This window comes from Streptomyces sp. RKAG293 (assembly GCF_023701745.1).
Classification (GTDB): Bacteria; Actinomycetota; Actinomycetes; order Streptomycetales; family Streptomycetaceae; genus Actinacidiphila.
This window is the reverse complement of record NZ_JAJOZB010000001.1, coordinates 6,096,506-6,111,556: the sequence shown is the minus strand read 5'-3', so window position 1 is coordinate 6,111,556 and position 15,051 is coordinate 6,096,506. Positions and strand designations below refer to the sequence as shown.

Annotated in this window: 16 protein-coding genes; all 16 read right to left on the bottom strand. The window is 68.9% G+C overall.

The annotated features are described in order from the left end of the window. Positions 1–35: 35 nt before the first annotated feature. The 16 genes from LNW72_RS27225 to prfA all read right to left on the bottom strand — a co-directional run bounded on the left by LNW72_RS27225 (position 36) and on the right by prfA (position 14,944). On the bottom strand, positions 36–488 hold the full coding sequence (locus tag LNW72_RS27225) for a DUF2550 domain-containing protein (protein ID WP_250977761.1): 453 nt from the start codon (positions 486–488) through the stop codon (positions 36–38). Positions 489–585: 97 nt separating this feature from the next. Continuing rightward, positions 586–960 carry a F0F1 ATP synthase subunit epsilon gene (locus LNW72_RS27220; RefSeq protein ID WP_187145018.1) on the bottom strand — a complete coding sequence of 125 codons (375 nt, stop codon included), beginning with the start codon at positions 958–960 and terminating at the stop codon, positions 586–588. 164 nt (positions 961–1,124) lie between these two features. Beyond that, positions 1,125–2,567 carry a F0F1 ATP synthase subunit beta gene (gene atpD, locus LNW72_RS27215; protein WP_164293367.1) on the bottom strand — a complete coding sequence of 481 codons (1,443 nt, stop codon included), beginning with the start codon at positions 2,565–2,567 and terminating at the stop codon, positions 1,125–1,127. A gap of 5 nt (positions 2,568–2,572) precedes the next feature. Further along, complete coding sequence (locus LNW72_RS27210; RefSeq protein ID WP_250977760.1) at positions 2,573–3,499, bottom strand: F0F1 ATP synthase subunit gamma; 927 nt, start codon at positions 3,497–3,499, stop codon at positions 2,573–2,575. 2 nt (positions 3,500–3,501) lie between these two features. Then, a complete protein-coding gene (gene atpA / locus LNW72_RS27205; protein WP_250977759.1) occupies positions 3,502–5,073 on the bottom strand; it encodes a F0F1 ATP synthase subunit alpha in 1,572 nt (523 codons plus the stop codon). 123 nt (positions 5,074–5,196) lie between these two features. Beyond that, complete coding sequence (locus tag LNW72_RS27200) at positions 5,197–6,012, bottom strand: F0F1 ATP synthase subunit delta (protein WP_250977758.1); 816 nt, start codon at positions 6,010–6,012, stop codon at positions 5,197–5,199. Beyond that, positions 6,009–6,554 carry a F0F1 ATP synthase subunit B gene (locus LNW72_RS27195; protein WP_250977757.1) on the bottom strand — a complete coding sequence of 182 codons (546 nt, stop codon included), beginning with the start codon at positions 6,552–6,554 and terminating at the stop codon, positions 6,009–6,011. The genes LNW72_RS27200 and LNW72_RS27195 overlap by 4 nt, the downstream gene beginning before the upstream one ends. A 36-nt stretch (positions 6,555–6,590) precedes the next feature. Next, entirely contained in the window at positions 6,591–6,842 is a 252-nt protein-coding gene (locus tag LNW72_RS27190) for an ATP synthase subunit C (protein WP_018535366.1), read from the bottom strand. Between the two features lie 76 nt (positions 6,843–6,918). Then, a complete protein-coding gene (gene atpB / locus LNW72_RS27185) occupies positions 6,919–7,728 on the bottom strand; it encodes a F0F1 ATP synthase subunit A (RefSeq protein ID WP_250977756.1) in 810 nt (269 codons plus the stop codon). A 222-nt stretch (positions 7,729–7,950) separates the two neighbouring features. Beyond that, positions 7,951–8,364 carry a hypothetical protein gene (locus LNW72_RS27180; RefSeq protein WP_250977755.1) on the bottom strand — a complete coding sequence of 138 codons (414 nt, stop codon included), beginning with the start codon at positions 8,362–8,364 and terminating at the stop codon, positions 7,951–7,953. 261 nt (positions 8,365–8,625) lie between these two features. Beyond that, on the bottom strand, positions 8,626–9,930 hold the full coding sequence (locus LNW72_RS27175) for an MraY family glycosyltransferase (protein WP_138355968.1): 1,305 nt from the start codon (positions 9,928–9,930) through the stop codon (positions 8,626–8,628). Between the two features lie 160 nt (positions 9,931–10,090). Beyond that, on the bottom strand, positions 10,091–11,392 hold the full coding sequence (gene glyA, locus LNW72_RS27170; protein WP_250977754.1) for a serine hydroxymethyltransferase: 1,302 nt from the start codon (positions 11,390–11,392) through the stop codon (positions 10,091–10,093). A gap of 127 nt (positions 11,393–11,519) precedes the next feature. Beyond that, on the bottom strand, positions 11,520–12,158 hold the full coding sequence (locus tag LNW72_RS27165; protein WP_138355970.1) for a protein-tyrosine-phosphatase: 639 nt from the start codon (positions 12,156–12,158) through the stop codon (positions 11,520–11,522). Then, the gene (locus LNW72_RS27160; RefSeq protein ID WP_138355971.1) at positions 12,155–12,802 is read right to left on the bottom strand and encodes an L-threonylcarbamoyladenylate synthase; all 648 of its coding nucleotides are present in this window, start codon (positions 12,800–12,802) and stop codon (positions 12,155–12,157) included. The genes LNW72_RS27165 and LNW72_RS27160 overlap by 4 nt, the downstream gene beginning before the upstream one ends. 151 nt (positions 12,803–12,953) lie before the next feature. Beyond that, positions 12,954–13,799 carry a peptide chain release factor N(5)-glutamine methyltransferase gene (gene prmC, locus LNW72_RS27155; protein WP_250977753.1) on the bottom strand — a complete coding sequence of 282 codons (846 nt, stop codon included), beginning with the start codon at positions 13,797–13,799 and terminating at the stop codon, positions 12,954–12,956. 56 nt (positions 13,800–13,855) lie between these two features. Further along, entirely contained in the window at positions 13,856–14,944 is a 1,089-nt protein-coding gene (prfA, locus tag LNW72_RS27150) for a peptide chain release factor 1 (protein WP_250977752.1), read from the bottom strand. Positions 14,945–15,051: the final 107 nt, after the last annotated feature.

The following is a 15,051-nucleotide window of genomic DNA, read 5'->3' as shown; positions in this document are numbered from 1 at the left end:
ACGGCGGTCGAGGGCTTCTCACGTAGGACAGGGGCTTACGCCACATTCACTCTCTGGCCAGGCGGTGCGGCTTCCAGCCAGGCCAGGAAGCCCGTCAGGGCGTCCTCGCTCATCGCCAGCTCCAGCCGGGTGCCGCGGTGCGCGCACAGCAGCACGGTGGCGTCGGAGAGCAGTGCCAGCTCCTCCTGGCCCTGCGGGGGCCGGCGGCTGAGCACCTCGATCGCGGGACGGTCCAGCACGCGCCGCGGCCGCGGCGAGTACGAGAAGACCCGGAACCACTCGATCCGGTCACCGCTGTAGCGGGCCACACCGTAGACCCAGCCCTTGCCGGTGGACTCGACCTCTTCCCCGTCGGCCGGGGCCGGTCGCAGACTGCAGTCGAAGGTGCCGCCGGGGCGCTGGATCAGCCGCCGGCGGAGCCCGAAGACGAACAGTCCCAGCAGCGCCGCCGCCACAATCCCGCCACACACCTGAAAAGCGAGGATCACGCCCACCGACCTCCTCGCCTAGGAATGGCTACCGCCCTTACTGTGCCGGAGCCGCGGACCGCCCCATGGGCTGTCCGCGGCATCCAGGTATATCCGCTCAGTGACCGCTCGAAACGGCGGCCAGCCGGACCTCGGCACGCCTTTCGGCGGCTGCGTCGGTGTCGGCCTTGGAACGCTCCAGAGCCCGCTCGGCACGCGCGACGTCGATCTCGTCGGCGAGCTCCGCGATCTCGGCGAGCACCGAGAGCTTGTTGTCGGCGAAGGAGAGGAATCCACCGTGTACGGCGGCGACCACGGTCCCACCGTCGCTCGTACGGATCGTCACGGGACCGGACAGCAGCACACCCAGCAGCGGCTGGTGTCCCGGCATGACGCCGATGTCACCGGACGGCGTGCGCGCGATGACCATGGTGGCTTCGCCGGACCAGACACTGCGGTCCGCTGCGACCAGCTCGACGTGCAGCTCAGCCAAGACGGCTCCTCGGTTCGGCACCCACCGCTTCCGGCGGGTGTTGGGTCAAAGAATAGTGGAGGTTTCCCCGGCGTTACCGCCAGGGACCCGCTCCCGCGGGTGCGCAGGGGGTGAAAGGTGCTGTCGTACGCACCGTCCACCCCCCGCGCGTCGTGCCGCCGGACTCAGCTGACGCCGAGCTCCTTGGCGTTGCGCACCAGGTCCTCGATACCGCCGCACATGAAGAACGCCTGCTCGGGGAAGTGGTCGTAGTCACCGTCGGCGATGGCGTTGAACGCCGTGATCGACTCTTCGAGCGACACGTCGGAGCCGTCCACACCGGTGAACTGCTTCGCCACGTGGGTGTTCTGCGACAGGAAGCGCTCGATCCGACGGGCGCGGAAGACGGTGAGCTTGTCTTCTTCACCCAGCTCGTCGATGCCGAGGATCGCGATGATGTCCTGGAGGTCCTTGTACTTCTGCAGGATGCCCTTGACGCGCATGGCGCAGTCGTAGTGGTCCTGCGCGATGTAGCGCGGGTCCAGGATCCGGGACGTCGAGTCCAGCGGGTCGACCGCCGGGTAGATGCCCTTCTCCGAGATCGGACGCGACAGAACGGTCGTCGCGTCCAAGTGGGCGAAGGTCGTCGCCGGGGCCGGGTCGGTCAGGTCGTCCGCGGGGACGTAGATCGCCTGCATCGAGGTGATCGAGTGACCGCGGGTCGACGTGATGCGCTCCTGGAGGATGCCCATCTCGTCGGCCAGGTTCGGCTGGTAACCCACCGCGGACGGCATACGGCCGAGCAGGGTGGACACCTCCGAGCCCGCCTGGGTGTACCGGAAGATGTTGTCGATGAAGAAGAGCACGTCCTGGCCCTGAACATCGCGGAAGTACTCCGCCATGGTCAGACCGGCGAGCGCCACACGGAGACGGGTGCCCGGGGGCTCGTCCATCTGGCCGAAGACCAGCGCGGTCTTGTCGATGACGCCGGACTCGGTCATCTCCTCGATGAGGTCGTTGCCCTCACGGGTACGCTCACCGACACCCGCGAACACCGACACACCGTCGTGGTTGTTGGCGACGCGGTAGATCATTTCCTGGATCAGCACGGTCTTGCCGACACCGGCACCACCGAACAGACCGATCTTGCCGCCCTTGACGTACGGGGTCAGCAGGTCGATGACCTTGACGCCGGTCTCGAACATCTCGGTCTTGGACTCGAGCTGGTCGAAGGCCGGGGCCTTGCGGTGGATCGGCCAGCGCTCCGTGATCTCGACCGTGGACGGGTCCACGTTCAGGATCTCACCGAGGGTGTTGAACACCTTGCCCTTGGTGACGTCGCCGACGGGGACGGTGATGCCCGAGCCCGTGTTGGTCACCGGGGACTGGCGCACCAGACCGTCGGTGGGCTGCATCGAGATGGTGCGGACCAGGCCGTCACCCAGGTGCTGGGCGACTTCCAGGGTCAGCGTCTTCAGCTTGCCGTCCTCGGCCGGGTCAGCGACCGTGACGTGCAGAGCGTTGTAGATCTCCGGCATCGCGTCGACGGGGAATTCCACGTCGACGACCGGGCCGATGACCCGAGCGACGCGGCCAGTAGCCGTGGCCGTTTCAACAGTGGTGGTCATAGTGGTTAGTCACTCCCCGCGCTAGCGTCGGCGAGGGCGCTCGCGCCACCGACGATCTCGCTGATTTCCTGGGTGATTTCGGCCTGGCGGGCCGCGTTGGCAAGCCGGGAGAGCTTCTTGACGAGGTCTCCGGCGTTGTCGGTCGCCGACTTCATCGCACGACGACGGGCAGCGTGCTCGGAAGCGGCGGCCTGCAGAAGCGCGTTGTAGATACGGCTCTCGACGTACCGCGGCAGCAGGGCGTCGAGGACGCCCTCAGCCGACGGCTCGAAGTCGTACAGCGGCAGGATCTCTCCCTTGCCGTGCGACTCCTCCTGCGCCTCCAGCGCCTCCGCGTCGAGGCTGAGCGGCAGCAGCCGGTTGTCCACCGGCGACTGCAGCATCATCGAGACGAACTCGGTGAACACGATGTGGATCTCGTCCACACCGCCCTCGGCCGTGTCCTGCTGCACCGCCGCGATCAGCGGTGCGGCGATCGCCTTGGCGTCCCCGTAGGACGGCTGGTCGGTGAAGCCCGTCCAGGACTCCACGACCTTCCGCTCACGGAAGTTGTAGTACGCGACGGCCTTACGGCCGACGAGGTACGAGTCGACCTCCTTGCCCTCCGAGCGAAGCCGCTCGGCGAGCCGGTCCGCAGCCTTGATCGCGTTGGACGAGTACCCGCCGGCCAGGCCGCGGTCGCTCGTGATGAGCAGAACCGCGACCCGGGTGGGCGACTCGACCTCGGTGGTCAGGGCGTGCTTGGTGTTGGAGCCCGTGGCGACCGCGGTCACCGCGCGGGTGAGCTCGGTCGCGTACGGACCCGATGCCGCCACCTGACGCTGCGCCTTGACGATGCGCGAGGCGGCGATCATCTCCATCGCCTTGGTGATCTTCTTGGTCGCGGTTACCGACTTGATGCGACGCTTGTAGACCCTGAGCTGGGCTCCCATGCTCAGCCCTCACCCAGGAGCTTGCCGTCCGACGTCTCAAACTGCTGCTTGAAGGTGGCAACGGACTCGGCAAGCGCCTGCAGCGTGTCGTCGGACATCTTCGCGCCCTCGACGATGCTGTTCATCAGGCCCTTGTGCTCGCGGCCCATGTAGTCGAGGAGCTCCCGCTCGAAGCGGCGGATGTCCTCGACCGGGACGTCGTCCATCTTGCCGGTGGTGCCGGCCCAGATGGAGACGACCTGGTCCTCGACCGAGTACGGCGCGTACTGGCCCTGCTTCAGCAGCTCGACCATGCGCTTGCCGCGCTCCAGCTGGTTCTTGGACGCCGCGTCCAGGTCGGAACCGAAGGCGGCGAACGCCTCCAGCTCGCGGTACTGGGCGAGGTCCACGCGCAGTCGGCCGGACACCTGGCGCATGGCCTTGTGCTGCGCGCTGCCGCCGACTCGCGAGACCGAGATACCGACGTTCAGCGCCGGGCGCTGGCCCGCGTTGAACAGGTCGGACTCCAGGAAGCACTGGCCGTCGGTGATGGAGATGACGTTGGTCGGAATGAACGCCGACACGTCGTTCGCCTTGGTCTCGACGATCGGCAGACCGGTCATCGAACCCGCGCCCATGGCGTCCGAGAGCTTCGCGCAACGCTCGAGGAGACGGGAGTGCAGGTAGAAGACGTCACCCGGGTACGCCTCGCGGCCCGGCGGGCGGCGGAGCAGCAGGGAGACGGCGCGGTAGGCGTCGGCCTGCTTCGACAGGTCGTCGAAGACGATCAGGACGTGCTTGCCCTGGTACATCCAGTGCTGGCCGATGGCCGAACCGGTGTACGGGGCGAGGTACTTGAAGCCGGCCGGGTCGGACGCCGGAGCCGCGACGATCGTCGTGTACTCGAGAGCGCCCGCCTCCTCCAGCGCACCGCGCACGGACGCGATGGTGGAGCCCTTCTGGCCGATGGCGACGTAGATGCAGCGGACCTGCTTCTTCGGGTCGCCGGAACGCCAGTTGTCACGCTGGTTGATGATCGTGTCGACGGCCAGGGCGGTCTTGCCCGTCTGGCGGTCGCCGATGATCAGCTGACGCTGACCGCGGCCGATCGGCACCATCGCGTCGACGGCCTTGAGGCCGGTCTGCATCGGCTCGTGCACCGACTTACGCACCATGACGCCGGGAGCCTGCAGCTCCAGGGCGCGCCGGGCGTCCGTCTCGATCTCGCCGAGGCCGTCGATCGGGTTGCCGAGCGGGTCGACGACCCGGCCCAGGTAACCCTCGCCGACCGCGACGGACAGGACCTCTCCGGTGCGTCGCACCGGCTGGCCCTCCTCGATACCGCTGAACTCGCCGAGGACGATCGCGCCGATCTCGCGCTCTTCGAGGTTCAGCGCGAGACCGAGGGTCCCGTCCTCGAACTTCAGCAGTTCGTTCGCCATGGCCGAGGGAAGACCCTCGACCTTCGCGATGCCGTCACCGGCCTCGCTGACCGTGCCGACCTCCTCGCGCGAGGCGGCGTCCGGCTGGTACGACTGGACAAAGGTCTCCAGCGCGTCCCGGATCTCCTCCGGCCGGATCGTGAGCTCCGCCATCTGGGTTCCCTGCTCTCCTTGTTGGGCCCGAAGTTTCCTGCGGGTGCCTGGGGTCGTCCCCGGCAGGCACCTCGCTACGGCCCAACTCGGGCCGCGGTCATGCTCTTGAGTTGGTGGCTGGTCTCAGCCGGCCATCCGCCGGGCCGCCTCTTCGAGGCGGTCGGCGATGGTGCCGTTGATGACCTCTTCGCCTACGCGCACCGTGATCCCGCCGAGGACCGTCGGGTCCACGTCGAGGTTCAGGTGCACCTGCCGGCCGTACAGCTTGGCCAGCGCGGCGCCGAGGCGCTGCTTCTGCTGGTCGGTCAGCGGTACGGCCGAGACCACCACCGCGACCATCCGATTACGGCGGGCGGCTGCCAGCTTGGACAGGGCTTCGAGCCCTGCTTCCAGGCTACGTCCCCGCGGGTGGGTGACAAGCCGGGCGACCAGTCGCTCGGTGACCGGGCTGACCCGGCCGTCGAGCAGTGAGCGCAGCAGCTCGGCCTTGGCCGAGGTCGCGGCGACCTTGTCGGTCAGCGCGGCCCGCAGCTCGCTGCTGCCGGAGACGATCCGGCCGAAGCGGAACAGCTCGTCCTCGACGTCGTCGAGAGCGCCCACGCGCTGGGCGGCGACCAGGTCGGCGGCGTAGGAAAGCTCCTCCACCGCGTCCGTCAGGTCACGCGACCGGGACCAGCGGGAGCGGACCAGGCCCGACACGAGGTCGAGGGTCTCTCCGCCGATCTGGCCGCCGAGCAGCTGCTCGGCCAGTCCCGCCTTGGCCTCGCCGGTCTTCGCCGGGTCGGTCAGGGCACGCCGCAGCGATCCCTCACGGTCGAGCAGCCCCGTGACGGAGGCCAGCTCTTCCCCGAGCTTCGCCGCGTCGACGGACGTGTTGTCCGTCAGCGCGTCGAGCTGCTCGCGTCCGGCGGCCAGTGCCTCGCGGCTCGCGCCGTTCATCGCGTGGCCTCGGCCTTCTCCTCGAGCTCGTCGAGGAAGCGGTCGATGGTGCGGCTCTGCCGGGCGGTGTCCTCGAGGGACTCGCCGACGAGCTTGCCGGCCAGGTCGGTGGCGAGCTTGCCCACGTCCTGGCGCAGCGCCTGCGCGGCGGCCTTGCGGTCGGCCGCGATCTGCGCGTGGCCGGCCGTGACGATGTCCTCGCGCTGCCGCTGGCCTTCCGCGCGCATCTCGGCGATGAGCGCGGCGCCCTGCTCCTGCGCCTCCTGGCGCAGTCGCGCGGCTTCGTGCCGGGCCTCGGAGAGCTGCTCGCGGTACTGCTCGAGCGTCTGCTGCGCCTCGGCCTGGGTGGCCTCGGCCTTCTCCATGCCGCCTTCGATGGCCTCGCGGCGCTCGTCCAGAACCTTGTTGATGTTCGGGAGGAGCTTCTTGGCGAGGAAGCCGAAGACGATGGCGAAGGCGATCAGGCCGATGATGAGCTCGGGGATCGGCGGGATGAGGGGGTTTTCCGCCTCCTCGGCCGCCATCTGTACCAGGGCGATCACATCAGTGCCTTCCGTCGAAAGGATCTAGTGCCGTAATCAGCTGGTCGGGTAGACGAACGGCATGACCAGACCGATGAGGGCGAGCGCCTCACAGAAGGCGAAGCCGAGGATCTGGTTGGCACGGATCAGGCCGGCAGCCTCAGGCTGACGGGCAAGGGCCTGGGTGCCGTTACCGAAGATGATGCCGACGCCGACACCGGGGCCGATGGCGGCGAGGCCGTAGCCGATCGAGCCGAGGTTGCCCTTGATTTCGACGCCAGCGGCGAGGGTCTGCGCGAGAGCGGACATGCCGGTTCTTCCTTCTCTTTCACGGACCGGTGGGGGTTGGCCACCGGACATCTGTTGGACGGGGAGGCGCGGGTGCTCAGTGGTGCTCGGCGAGCGCGCCCTGTACATAGGTGGCGGCCAGCAGCACGAACACGTACGCCTGGACGGCCTGGATGAAGAGCTCGAAGGCGGTCATCACGATCGTCAGCACGAAGGAGACGCCCGCGTAGGCGATGCCGATTCCGTTCAGCAGGTACCAGCTGGCGATGGTGAACATCAGCAGCAGGAGGTGACCGGCGAACATGTTGGCGAAGAGCCGGACCGCGTGGGTGAACGGCCGCACGATCACGTTGGAGAGGAACTCCAGGAACATGACCAGCGGGAGGACCGGGCCGAGCGACTTGTCGTAACCGGTGAGGTTCTTGAAGCCGCCGACGAAACCGTGCTTCCTGAAGGTCAGCGTCATCCATGTGACGTAGACGATCAGGGCCATGGCGGCCGGGAAGGAGATGATCGAGGTCACGGGGAACTGGGCGATCGGAATGATCGACCAGATATTCATGATCCAGACCATGAAGAACAGGGTGACCATCAGCGGGACGTACTTCTCGCCCTGCTTCTTGCCGAGCGTCTCGTAGACGATCCCGCGGCGGACGAAGTCGTAGCCCGCCTCGCCGACCATCTGCAGCTTGCCCGGGACGACCTTCGCGCGGCCGAAGGCCGCCCAGAAGAAGCCGACGATGACGACGGTGCTCAGCAGAGCCAGCAGCATCGGCTTGTTGAAGTCATGGCCGCCGATGGTGAACATCGGGTCGAACACGAAGGAATTCAGGCCGGGAGCCGGGAAGCCGCACCCGTCAAAGATGTGGCAGTTGGTCTCGAAGGCGAGAACCTGGTCAGCACTCACCGCGAGCTCCTTCAGCGTGGCGCATGGGTACGGCAACCTCGATGTGTCGGCGCGGCGTACAGCCACGGAACGGCACTGGACTGGTCTGGCAGAAATGGGGGCGGCTCATCGGCTCGACGCCGAGAGACTGTGCAGGCGGCTCCGCCACCCGCGCCAGCTGTGCCGCAGTTGAGACCGGACGATAGCAAATGAGCGGAGACGTCTTTACACCGGCCCTACGGTTCACGACGTGGACCCGGCGGAGTCAGGCTCGACGTACAGGATCTTCGCCTTCATATGGGCTCGGGCCTGTGCGGCGATCCAGACGAGGGTCGTACCGAGAAGCGCGAAGGCGAAGGCCCGCTGGTTGAACAGCGAGGTGTTCTTGAACACCGCGAGGACCACCGCGAGCAACAGGATCTGGGTCGTGTACAGCGCCAGCCCCATCATCTGGAACAGCGCCGGGTACGACTTCGCCACTCGCTGCAGAACCAACAGGCCGATCGACATGAACGCGATCACCACGAACGTGCCGAAAGCGGCGCCGAGCGCTCCCTTGCCACCGGCGACCACGCTGCTGACAACGACGGCGATGACACCGGCGGCGGCGGCAGGGACAGCACAGTTGAGGAACGTTCGGACGTCGTTGGACTGCATGGTGGCAGCTCCTCCGGCGGGAGTTGGGGGAAAGCGGCTGGTCGTCGGAGACGAGCGTAGACCCGGACCGAGGACGTGCCTCACGCCGGAAGACCGTCGCACTAGGGTCTTTCGGCTTGTTTCCCGGGTTTCGTGAACGGTATCACAAAGTATTTGATGCGGTCTTTACCTTGTAAGTGTGCTGCCTGTCACACGGAAGGAGTAGTTGGCGTGTCGTCCCGCTGACGTCCAACTCGGCGTCTGGTAGAGGCGAACAGCCGATTACCTGCGGCTGTCGACCGGGCGTCGGTCGGGCAGCCGGGAGCGGTCGCCGATCGCCGTCGAACCGTGCACGCCGGCCGCTCCGCCGGCGCGGATCAGCTGCTCGGCGGCGAGCTGCGCGGCCTGCGTGGTGCGGCGCTTGCGGCGGTAGCGGGGCGGCACGAACGCCTCGGCCCAGCGCGGCGCGCGCGGCCGGAACCGCGGCAGCAGCAGCACGACCAGGCCGACGGCGCTGAGGACCATGATCACCAGCACGATCCACAGGCTGGAGGAGTTGAGCGAGAACGCGACCGCGCCGAACGCGATCAGCGCCGACCAGAAGTACATGATCAACACGGCCCGGCTGTGCGAGTGTCCGATCTCCAGCAGCCGGTGGTGCAGATGGCCGCGGTCGGCGGCGAACGGCGACTGCCCGTTCCAGGTGCGGCGCACGATGGCCAGCACCAGGTCCGCGGCCGGGATCGCGATCAGCGTGAGCGGCAGCAGCAGCGGCATGTAGACCGGCACCATGAAGTGCACGGTCTCGCGGGTGGACCCCGTCATGTCGGTGATGGCGTCCGGGTCCACCTGGCCGGTGATGGAGATCGCGGACGAGGCGAGGACCAGACCGATCAGCATCGAGCCGGAGTCGCCCATGAAGATCCGGGCCGGGTGCAGGTTGTGCGGCAGGAAGCCCAGGCACATCCCGATGAGGATGGCGCTGAACAGCGTCGCGGGGGCGGCCGCCTCGACGCCGTAGCCGTACCACATGCGGTACGCGTACATGAAGAACGCGATGGCGGCGATGGCGACCATGCCGGACGCCAGGCCGTCGAGGCCGTCAACGAAGTTGACGGCGTTGATGGTGATCACGACCAGCGCGACGGTGAGCAGCGTGGACTGGATCGGCGACAGGGAGACGGTGCCCACACCGGGGACCGGCAGCCACAGGATCGTCAGACCCTGCAGCACCATGACGCCCGCGGCGATCATCTGGGCGCCGAGCTTGATCAGCGCGTCCACGCCCCACTTGTCGTCCAGCACGCCCAGCAGCCAGATCAGGCCCGCTCCGGAGAGCAGCGCCCGCGGCTCGTTCGACAGCTCGAAGACACTGCTGAGGTTCCACAGATGGGAGGAGACCAGCAGACCCGCGCACAGCCCGCCGAACATCGCGATCCCGCCGAGCCTCGGTGTCGGCTCCCGGTGCACGTCCCGCTCACGGATCTCCGGCATGGCGCCGGCCGCGATCGCGAACTTCCGCACCGGGCCCGTCAGCAGATACGTGACGGCGGCGGTCACACAAAGCGTCAGCAGATACTCGCGCACAGGGCTGCCTCCGGCAGGGTCGGCCGGACGAAGCGGTGCTTCAGGGGCGTCGGGCAGGTCCTCACAGCGTCACACCTTAGTGGCGTCGTACTCCCAGCTGCGAACATCTGCGAAGACTCACAGATACCGGCCCGTGGTTCCACCGCCTCCGGAAGACCGGTCACGCCGGATACGGCGGGAAGCCTCCGACGAACTGCGCGACCTCGGGCGCGAGCCCCTGCTCCTCGCGCAGCGCTCGGGCGATCAGCGGCGCGACCTGCGACATCTCCGGTTCCGCCATGCCCTGGGTGGTCACCGCGGCGGTACCGATCCGGATGCCGGACGCGATGTCGGACGGCTGCGGATCGTACGGGAGCGCGTACTTGTCGAGGACGATTCCGGCGGCGGCGCAGCGTCCTCTCGCCTGTACTCCGGTGACACCCAGCGGAGTGACGTCGGCGGTGATCAGATGGGTGTCGGTCCCGCCGGTGGTGATCGTCATCCCCTCGGCGGCGAGCGCGTCGGCCAGCAGCCGCGCGTTGGCGACGACCTGGTGCGCGTACGCGGCGAACGCCGGGGTCGCGGCCTCGGCGAAGGCCGCCGCCTTCGCGGCGATGGAGTGCAGATGCGGGCCGCCCTGCGAGAACGGGAAGACCGCCCGGTCGATGCGCTGGGCGAGGTCCGCGCCGCAGAGGATCAGCCCGCCGCGCGGTCCGCGCAGCACCTTGTGGGTGGTGGCGCACACCACGTCCGCGTACGGCACGGGGCTGGGCGCGGCGCCGCCGGCGACCAGGCCCAGGGTGTGCGCCGCGTCCACGATCAGATACGCGTCGACCTCGTCGGCGATCTCCCGGAACGTCCGGTAGTCGATGTGCCGGGGGTACGCGATGGCACCGCACACGATCGCCTTGGGGCGGTGCTCCCGGGCCAGTGCCCGTACCTGGTCGTAGTCGATCAGTCCGCCGCCGTCCGGGGCACCGGGCGGCGTCACCCCGTAGCCGACGAAGCGGAACCAGCGGCCGGAGAAGTTCGCCTGCGAGCCGTGCGTGAGGTGGCCGCCGTGCGGCAGCGCCATCGCGAGCACCTTGTCACCGGGGACCAGCAGCGCCGCGTACGCGGCCAGGACGGCCGACGAGCCGGAGTACGGCTGCACGTTGGCGTGCGCGGCGCCGAACAGGCCGGTGGCGCGCTCCACCGCCAGCCGCTCCGCCACATCGACCAGTTCGCACCCGGAATGGTGCCGGCGGGAGGGATAGCCCTCGGCGTACTTGTTGGCGAGCGGCGAGCCCAGCGCGGCCAGGACGGCGGACGAGGTGAAGTTCTCCCCCGCGATCAACTGCAGTGTGGTGCTCTGCCGTTCCAGCTCGGCGAGCAGCACACCCGCCAGCTCCGGGTCCTGCCGCCGCAGCGCGTCGAAGTCCGGATGCCACGTCTGGGCGGCGGGCCGCAGCGGGGTCTGTGAGGTTTTTTCGGCGACCGGCATGGCTGGACTCCCGCAGGAGGGTCGGGTTACTGCACCCAACTGTAGGGGCGCCGCCGCCGCGGCGCCCGGCGAGCGGAGCAACACGTGCCGGATCCGGCCGCACCCGGCCTGCCGGTGGCTCGGGGTCCTACCGGGGGGTCGGGGTACGGATTCCGGTCAGCGCGGTGACGACCGGGTCGAGGGAACTATGGATCTCCTCGCCGATGCTGCGGAAGAACCCGATCGGGGCGCCGTAGGGGTCGTAGACCTCGTCGGCCTCGGCGCTCGGGGCCAGCAGCCAGCCGCGCAGCGCGGCGGCGGCACGCACCAGCGCGCGGGCGCGGTCCGACACGCTGCCCTCGGGGAGGGTCGCGGGGTCTATGGCCCGCACCAGCCGGGTGAACTCCTTCAGCGTGAAGGTGCGCAGCCCCGCCGCGTGCCCCATCGAGATGACCTGCGCGCGGTGGTCGCGGGTCGCGGTCAGCACCAGGTCGGCGTCGATGACGTGGTCGTCGAGCAGCTCACGGCCGATGAACCCGGACGCGTCGGCGCCGTACTCGGTGAGGACGGCGGCGGCGTGCGCCTCCATGGGCGCGCCTTCGTGCCCCCAGGTGCCGGCGGACTCGACGAGGATCCCGTCGGCACCGTCGCCGAGGCGCAGCGTCAGCTCATGACGGGTCAGCCGCTCGGCGATCGGCGAGCGGCAGACATTGCCGGTGCAGACGTGGAGGATGCGGAAGCGGTCATCGCGCTGACCCGGTATGCCACGCCTTTCGGGCGCGGTCAATTGCGCTCCTCCAGGTCGGGTACGACCTCTCGGAGCTGGTCGGCGCTGATCGCGCCGGCCCGCAGCAGCACCGGGATCTTGCCGGTCACGTCGACGATGGACGACGGGACGGTGGCGGGCGTCGGCCCGGCGTCCAGGTACACCGCGACGGAGTCGCCGAGCATCTCCTGGGCGGCGTCGCAGTCCTCGGGGGAACGGTGCCCGGTCAGATTGGCGCTGGACACCGCGAGCGGGCCGGTGGCGGTCAGCAGTTCGATCGCGACGGGGTGCAGCGGCATCCGGACCGCGACGGTGCCGCGGGTGTCGCCGAGGTCCCAGTTCAGGGACGGCTGGTGCTTGGCGACGAGGGTGAGCGCGCCGGGCCAGAAGGCGTCGACGAGCTCCCAGGCCTGCTCGGAGAAGTCCGTGACGAGGCCGTGCAGCGTGTTCGGGGAGCCGACCAGCACCGGGGAGGGCATGTTGCGGCCCCGGCCCTTGGCCTCCAGCAGATCGCCGACGGCCTGGGCGTCGAACGCGTCCGCGCCGATGCCGTACAGGGTGTCGGTGGGCAGCACGACGAGCTCACCACGCTTGATGGCGGACGTCGCTTCGCGCAGTCCGGCGGCGCGGTCGGTCGCGTCCGAGCAGTCGTAACGCCGTGCCATTAGCTGACCTCCAGGCTGTGCGCCGCTGCGGCGCCGTGCGTGCAGTTGACCCGCGTCATCATGGCGTCGCCTTGCGCGCCGTCGTGCTGTTTTCTCCCGGGGGACGACCCCCGTACCCCCGGCACCAGGCTGCCGGCGCGAGCCACCGTCATCATGGCGTCGCCTTGCGCGCCGTCGTGAAGCGGGGCCGGTTGTTCAGATCGGGGTGGTCGGCGGCGTCGGCCCAGCCGGCGTCCTCCTTGAAGATCCACGGAACCTGACCGCCCTGGGAGTCCGCGTGCTCGATCACCACGACGCCGCCCGGCCGCAGCAGCCGGTGCGCCGTGCGCTCGATGCCGCGGATGGTGTCGAGGCCGTCCTCACCCGAGAAGAGGGCCAGTTCGGGGTCGTGGTCACGCGCCTCGGGCTGCACATATTCCCACTCGGTGAGCGGGATGTACGGCGGATTGCTGATGACGAGGTCCACCTGGCCGTTGAGCTCGGGGAACGCGGTGAGCGCGTCGCCGTGCTCCAGCTGGACCTTGCTTCCTTCGATGTTCTTGCGGGCCCATTCCAGGGCCGCTTCCGACAGCTCCACGGCGTGCACGCGGGACCGCGGCACCTCCTGGGCCAGGGCCAGCGCGATGGCGCCGGATCCGGTGCAGAGATCGACGATGAGCGGCTCGGCCACGTCCATGGCCCGTACGGCGTCTATCGCCCAGCCGACGACCGACTCCGTCTCCGGGCGGGGGACGAAGACGCCCGGCCCGACCTGGAGCTCCAGATACCGGAAGAAGGCGCGCCCGGTGATGTGCTGGAGCGGTTCACGCGCCTCGCGGCGGGCGACCGCCTCCCAGTAGCGGGCGTCGAATTCGGAGTCGGCGACCGAGTGCAGCTCGCCGCGCTTGACGCCGTGCACGTACGCGGCCAGTTCCTCCGCGTCGAAACGCGGGGACGGCACGCCGGCGTCGGCCAGCCGCTGGGCGGCCTGCGCCACCTCGGCGAGCAGCACGTTCACTGATTGCCCTCCTGTTAGCTCGCGCTGTGGCTGGTCAGCCGGCGCTTCGGCTGGTGTCAGCCGGCGTCGCCGGCCGCGGCCAGCTTGGCGGCGGAGTCGGCATCGACACACGCCTGGATCATCGCGTCGAGGTCCCCGTCGAGGACCTGGTCCAAGTTGTACGCCTTGAAGCCGACGCGGTGGTCCGAGATGCGGTTCTCGGGGTAGTTGTACGTCCGGATCCGCTCGGAGCGGTCCACCGTGCGGACCTGGCTGCGGCGCGCGTCGGAGGCCTCCTGGTCGGCTTCCTCCTGCGCGGCGGCGAGCAGCCTGGAACGCAGGATACGCATCGCCGACTCCTTGTTCTGGAGCTGGCTCTTCTCGTTCTGGCAGGAGACCACCAGACCGGACGGCAGGTGCGTGATGCGGACCGCCGAGTCGGTGGTGTTGACGGACTGGCCGCCGGGGCCCGACGAGCGGTACACGTCGATGCGCAGATCGTTCGGGCCGATCTCGACCTCGACCTCCTCGGCCTCGGGCGTGACGAGCACGCCGGCCGCGGAGGTGTGGATCCGGCCCTGCGACTCGGTGGCGGGCACCCGCTGCACGCGGTGCACCCCGCCCTCGTACTTCAGCCGCGCCCAGACGCCCTGGCCGGGCTCGGTGGCACCGTTGCCGCCCTTGGTCTTCACCGCGACCTGGACGTCCTTGTAGCCGCCGAGGTCGGACTCGTTCGCCTCGATGAGCTCGGTCTTCCAGCCGACGCGCTCGGCGTACCGCAGGTACATCCGCAGCAGGTCGCCGGCGAACAGCGCGGACTCCTCGCCGCCCTCTCCGGCCTTGACCTCGAGGATGACGTCCTTCTCGTCGTGCGGGTCGCGCGGTACGAGCAGCAGCCGCAGTTTCTCGGTCAGCTCGGCGCGCTGCTTGTCCAGCACCTTGAGCTCGGCCGCGAAGTCCGGATCGTCCTGGGCGAACTCACGGGCGGTCTCGATGTCCTCGCCGGTGAGCTTCCAGGAGCGGTAGGTGCCGATGATCGGCGTCAGTTCGGCGTAGCGCTTGTTGAGCTTGCGGGCATTGGCCTGATCCGCGTGCACCGCGGGATCGGCGAGCCGCTTCTCGAGGTCGGCGTGCTCGCCGATCAGTTCCTCGACTGCCTCGAACATTGCTGTGCCTCTCCTGAACAACCCTGGACTGCTATCGGTACCGGACGACAAAGCGCCGGTCCGGTCCCCCGAGGTGTCGGGAGACCGAGAACCGGCGCTTTCGGGTC

What these genes read in the sequence shown, in the direction of transcription:
- LNW72_RS27210 (WP_250977760.1), bottom strand. Translation starts at nt 3,499, where the DNA reads ATGGGAGCCCAGCTCAGGGTCTACAAGCGTCGCATCAAGTCGGTAACC.
- LNW72_RS27160 (WP_138355971.1), bottom strand. Translation starts at nt 12,802, where the DNA reads ATGGCACGGCGTTACGACTGCTCGGACGCGACCGACCGCGCCGCCGGA.
- LNW72_RS27200 (WP_250977758.1), bottom strand. Translation starts at nt 6,012, where the DNA reads ATGAACGGCGCGAGCCGCGAGGCACTGGCCGCCGGACGCGAGCAGCTC.
- atpA (WP_250977759.1), bottom strand. Translation starts at nt 5,073, where the DNA reads ATGGCGGAGCTCACGATCCGGCCGGAGGAGATCCGGGACGCGCTGGAG.
- LNW72_RS27180 (WP_250977755.1), bottom strand. Translation starts at nt 8,364, where the DNA reads ATGCAGTCCAACGACGTCCGAACGTTCCTCAACTGTGCTGTCCCTGCC.
- prfA (WP_250977752.1), bottom strand. Translation starts at nt 14,944, where the DNA reads ATGTTCGAGGCAGTCGAGGAACTGATCGGCGAGCACGCCGACCTCGAG.
- atpD (WP_164293367.1), bottom strand. Translation starts at nt 2,567, where the DNA reads ATGACCACCACTGTTGAAACGGCCACGGCTACTGGCCGCGTCGCTCGG.
- glyA (WP_250977754.1), bottom strand. Translation starts at nt 11,392, where the DNA reads ATGCCGGTCGCCGAAAAAACCTCACAGACCCCGCTGCGGCCCGCCGCC.
- LNW72_RS27190 (WP_018535366.1), bottom strand. Translation starts at nt 6,842, where the DNA reads ATGTCCGCTCTCGCGCAGACCCTCGCCGCTGGCGTCGAAATCAAGGGC.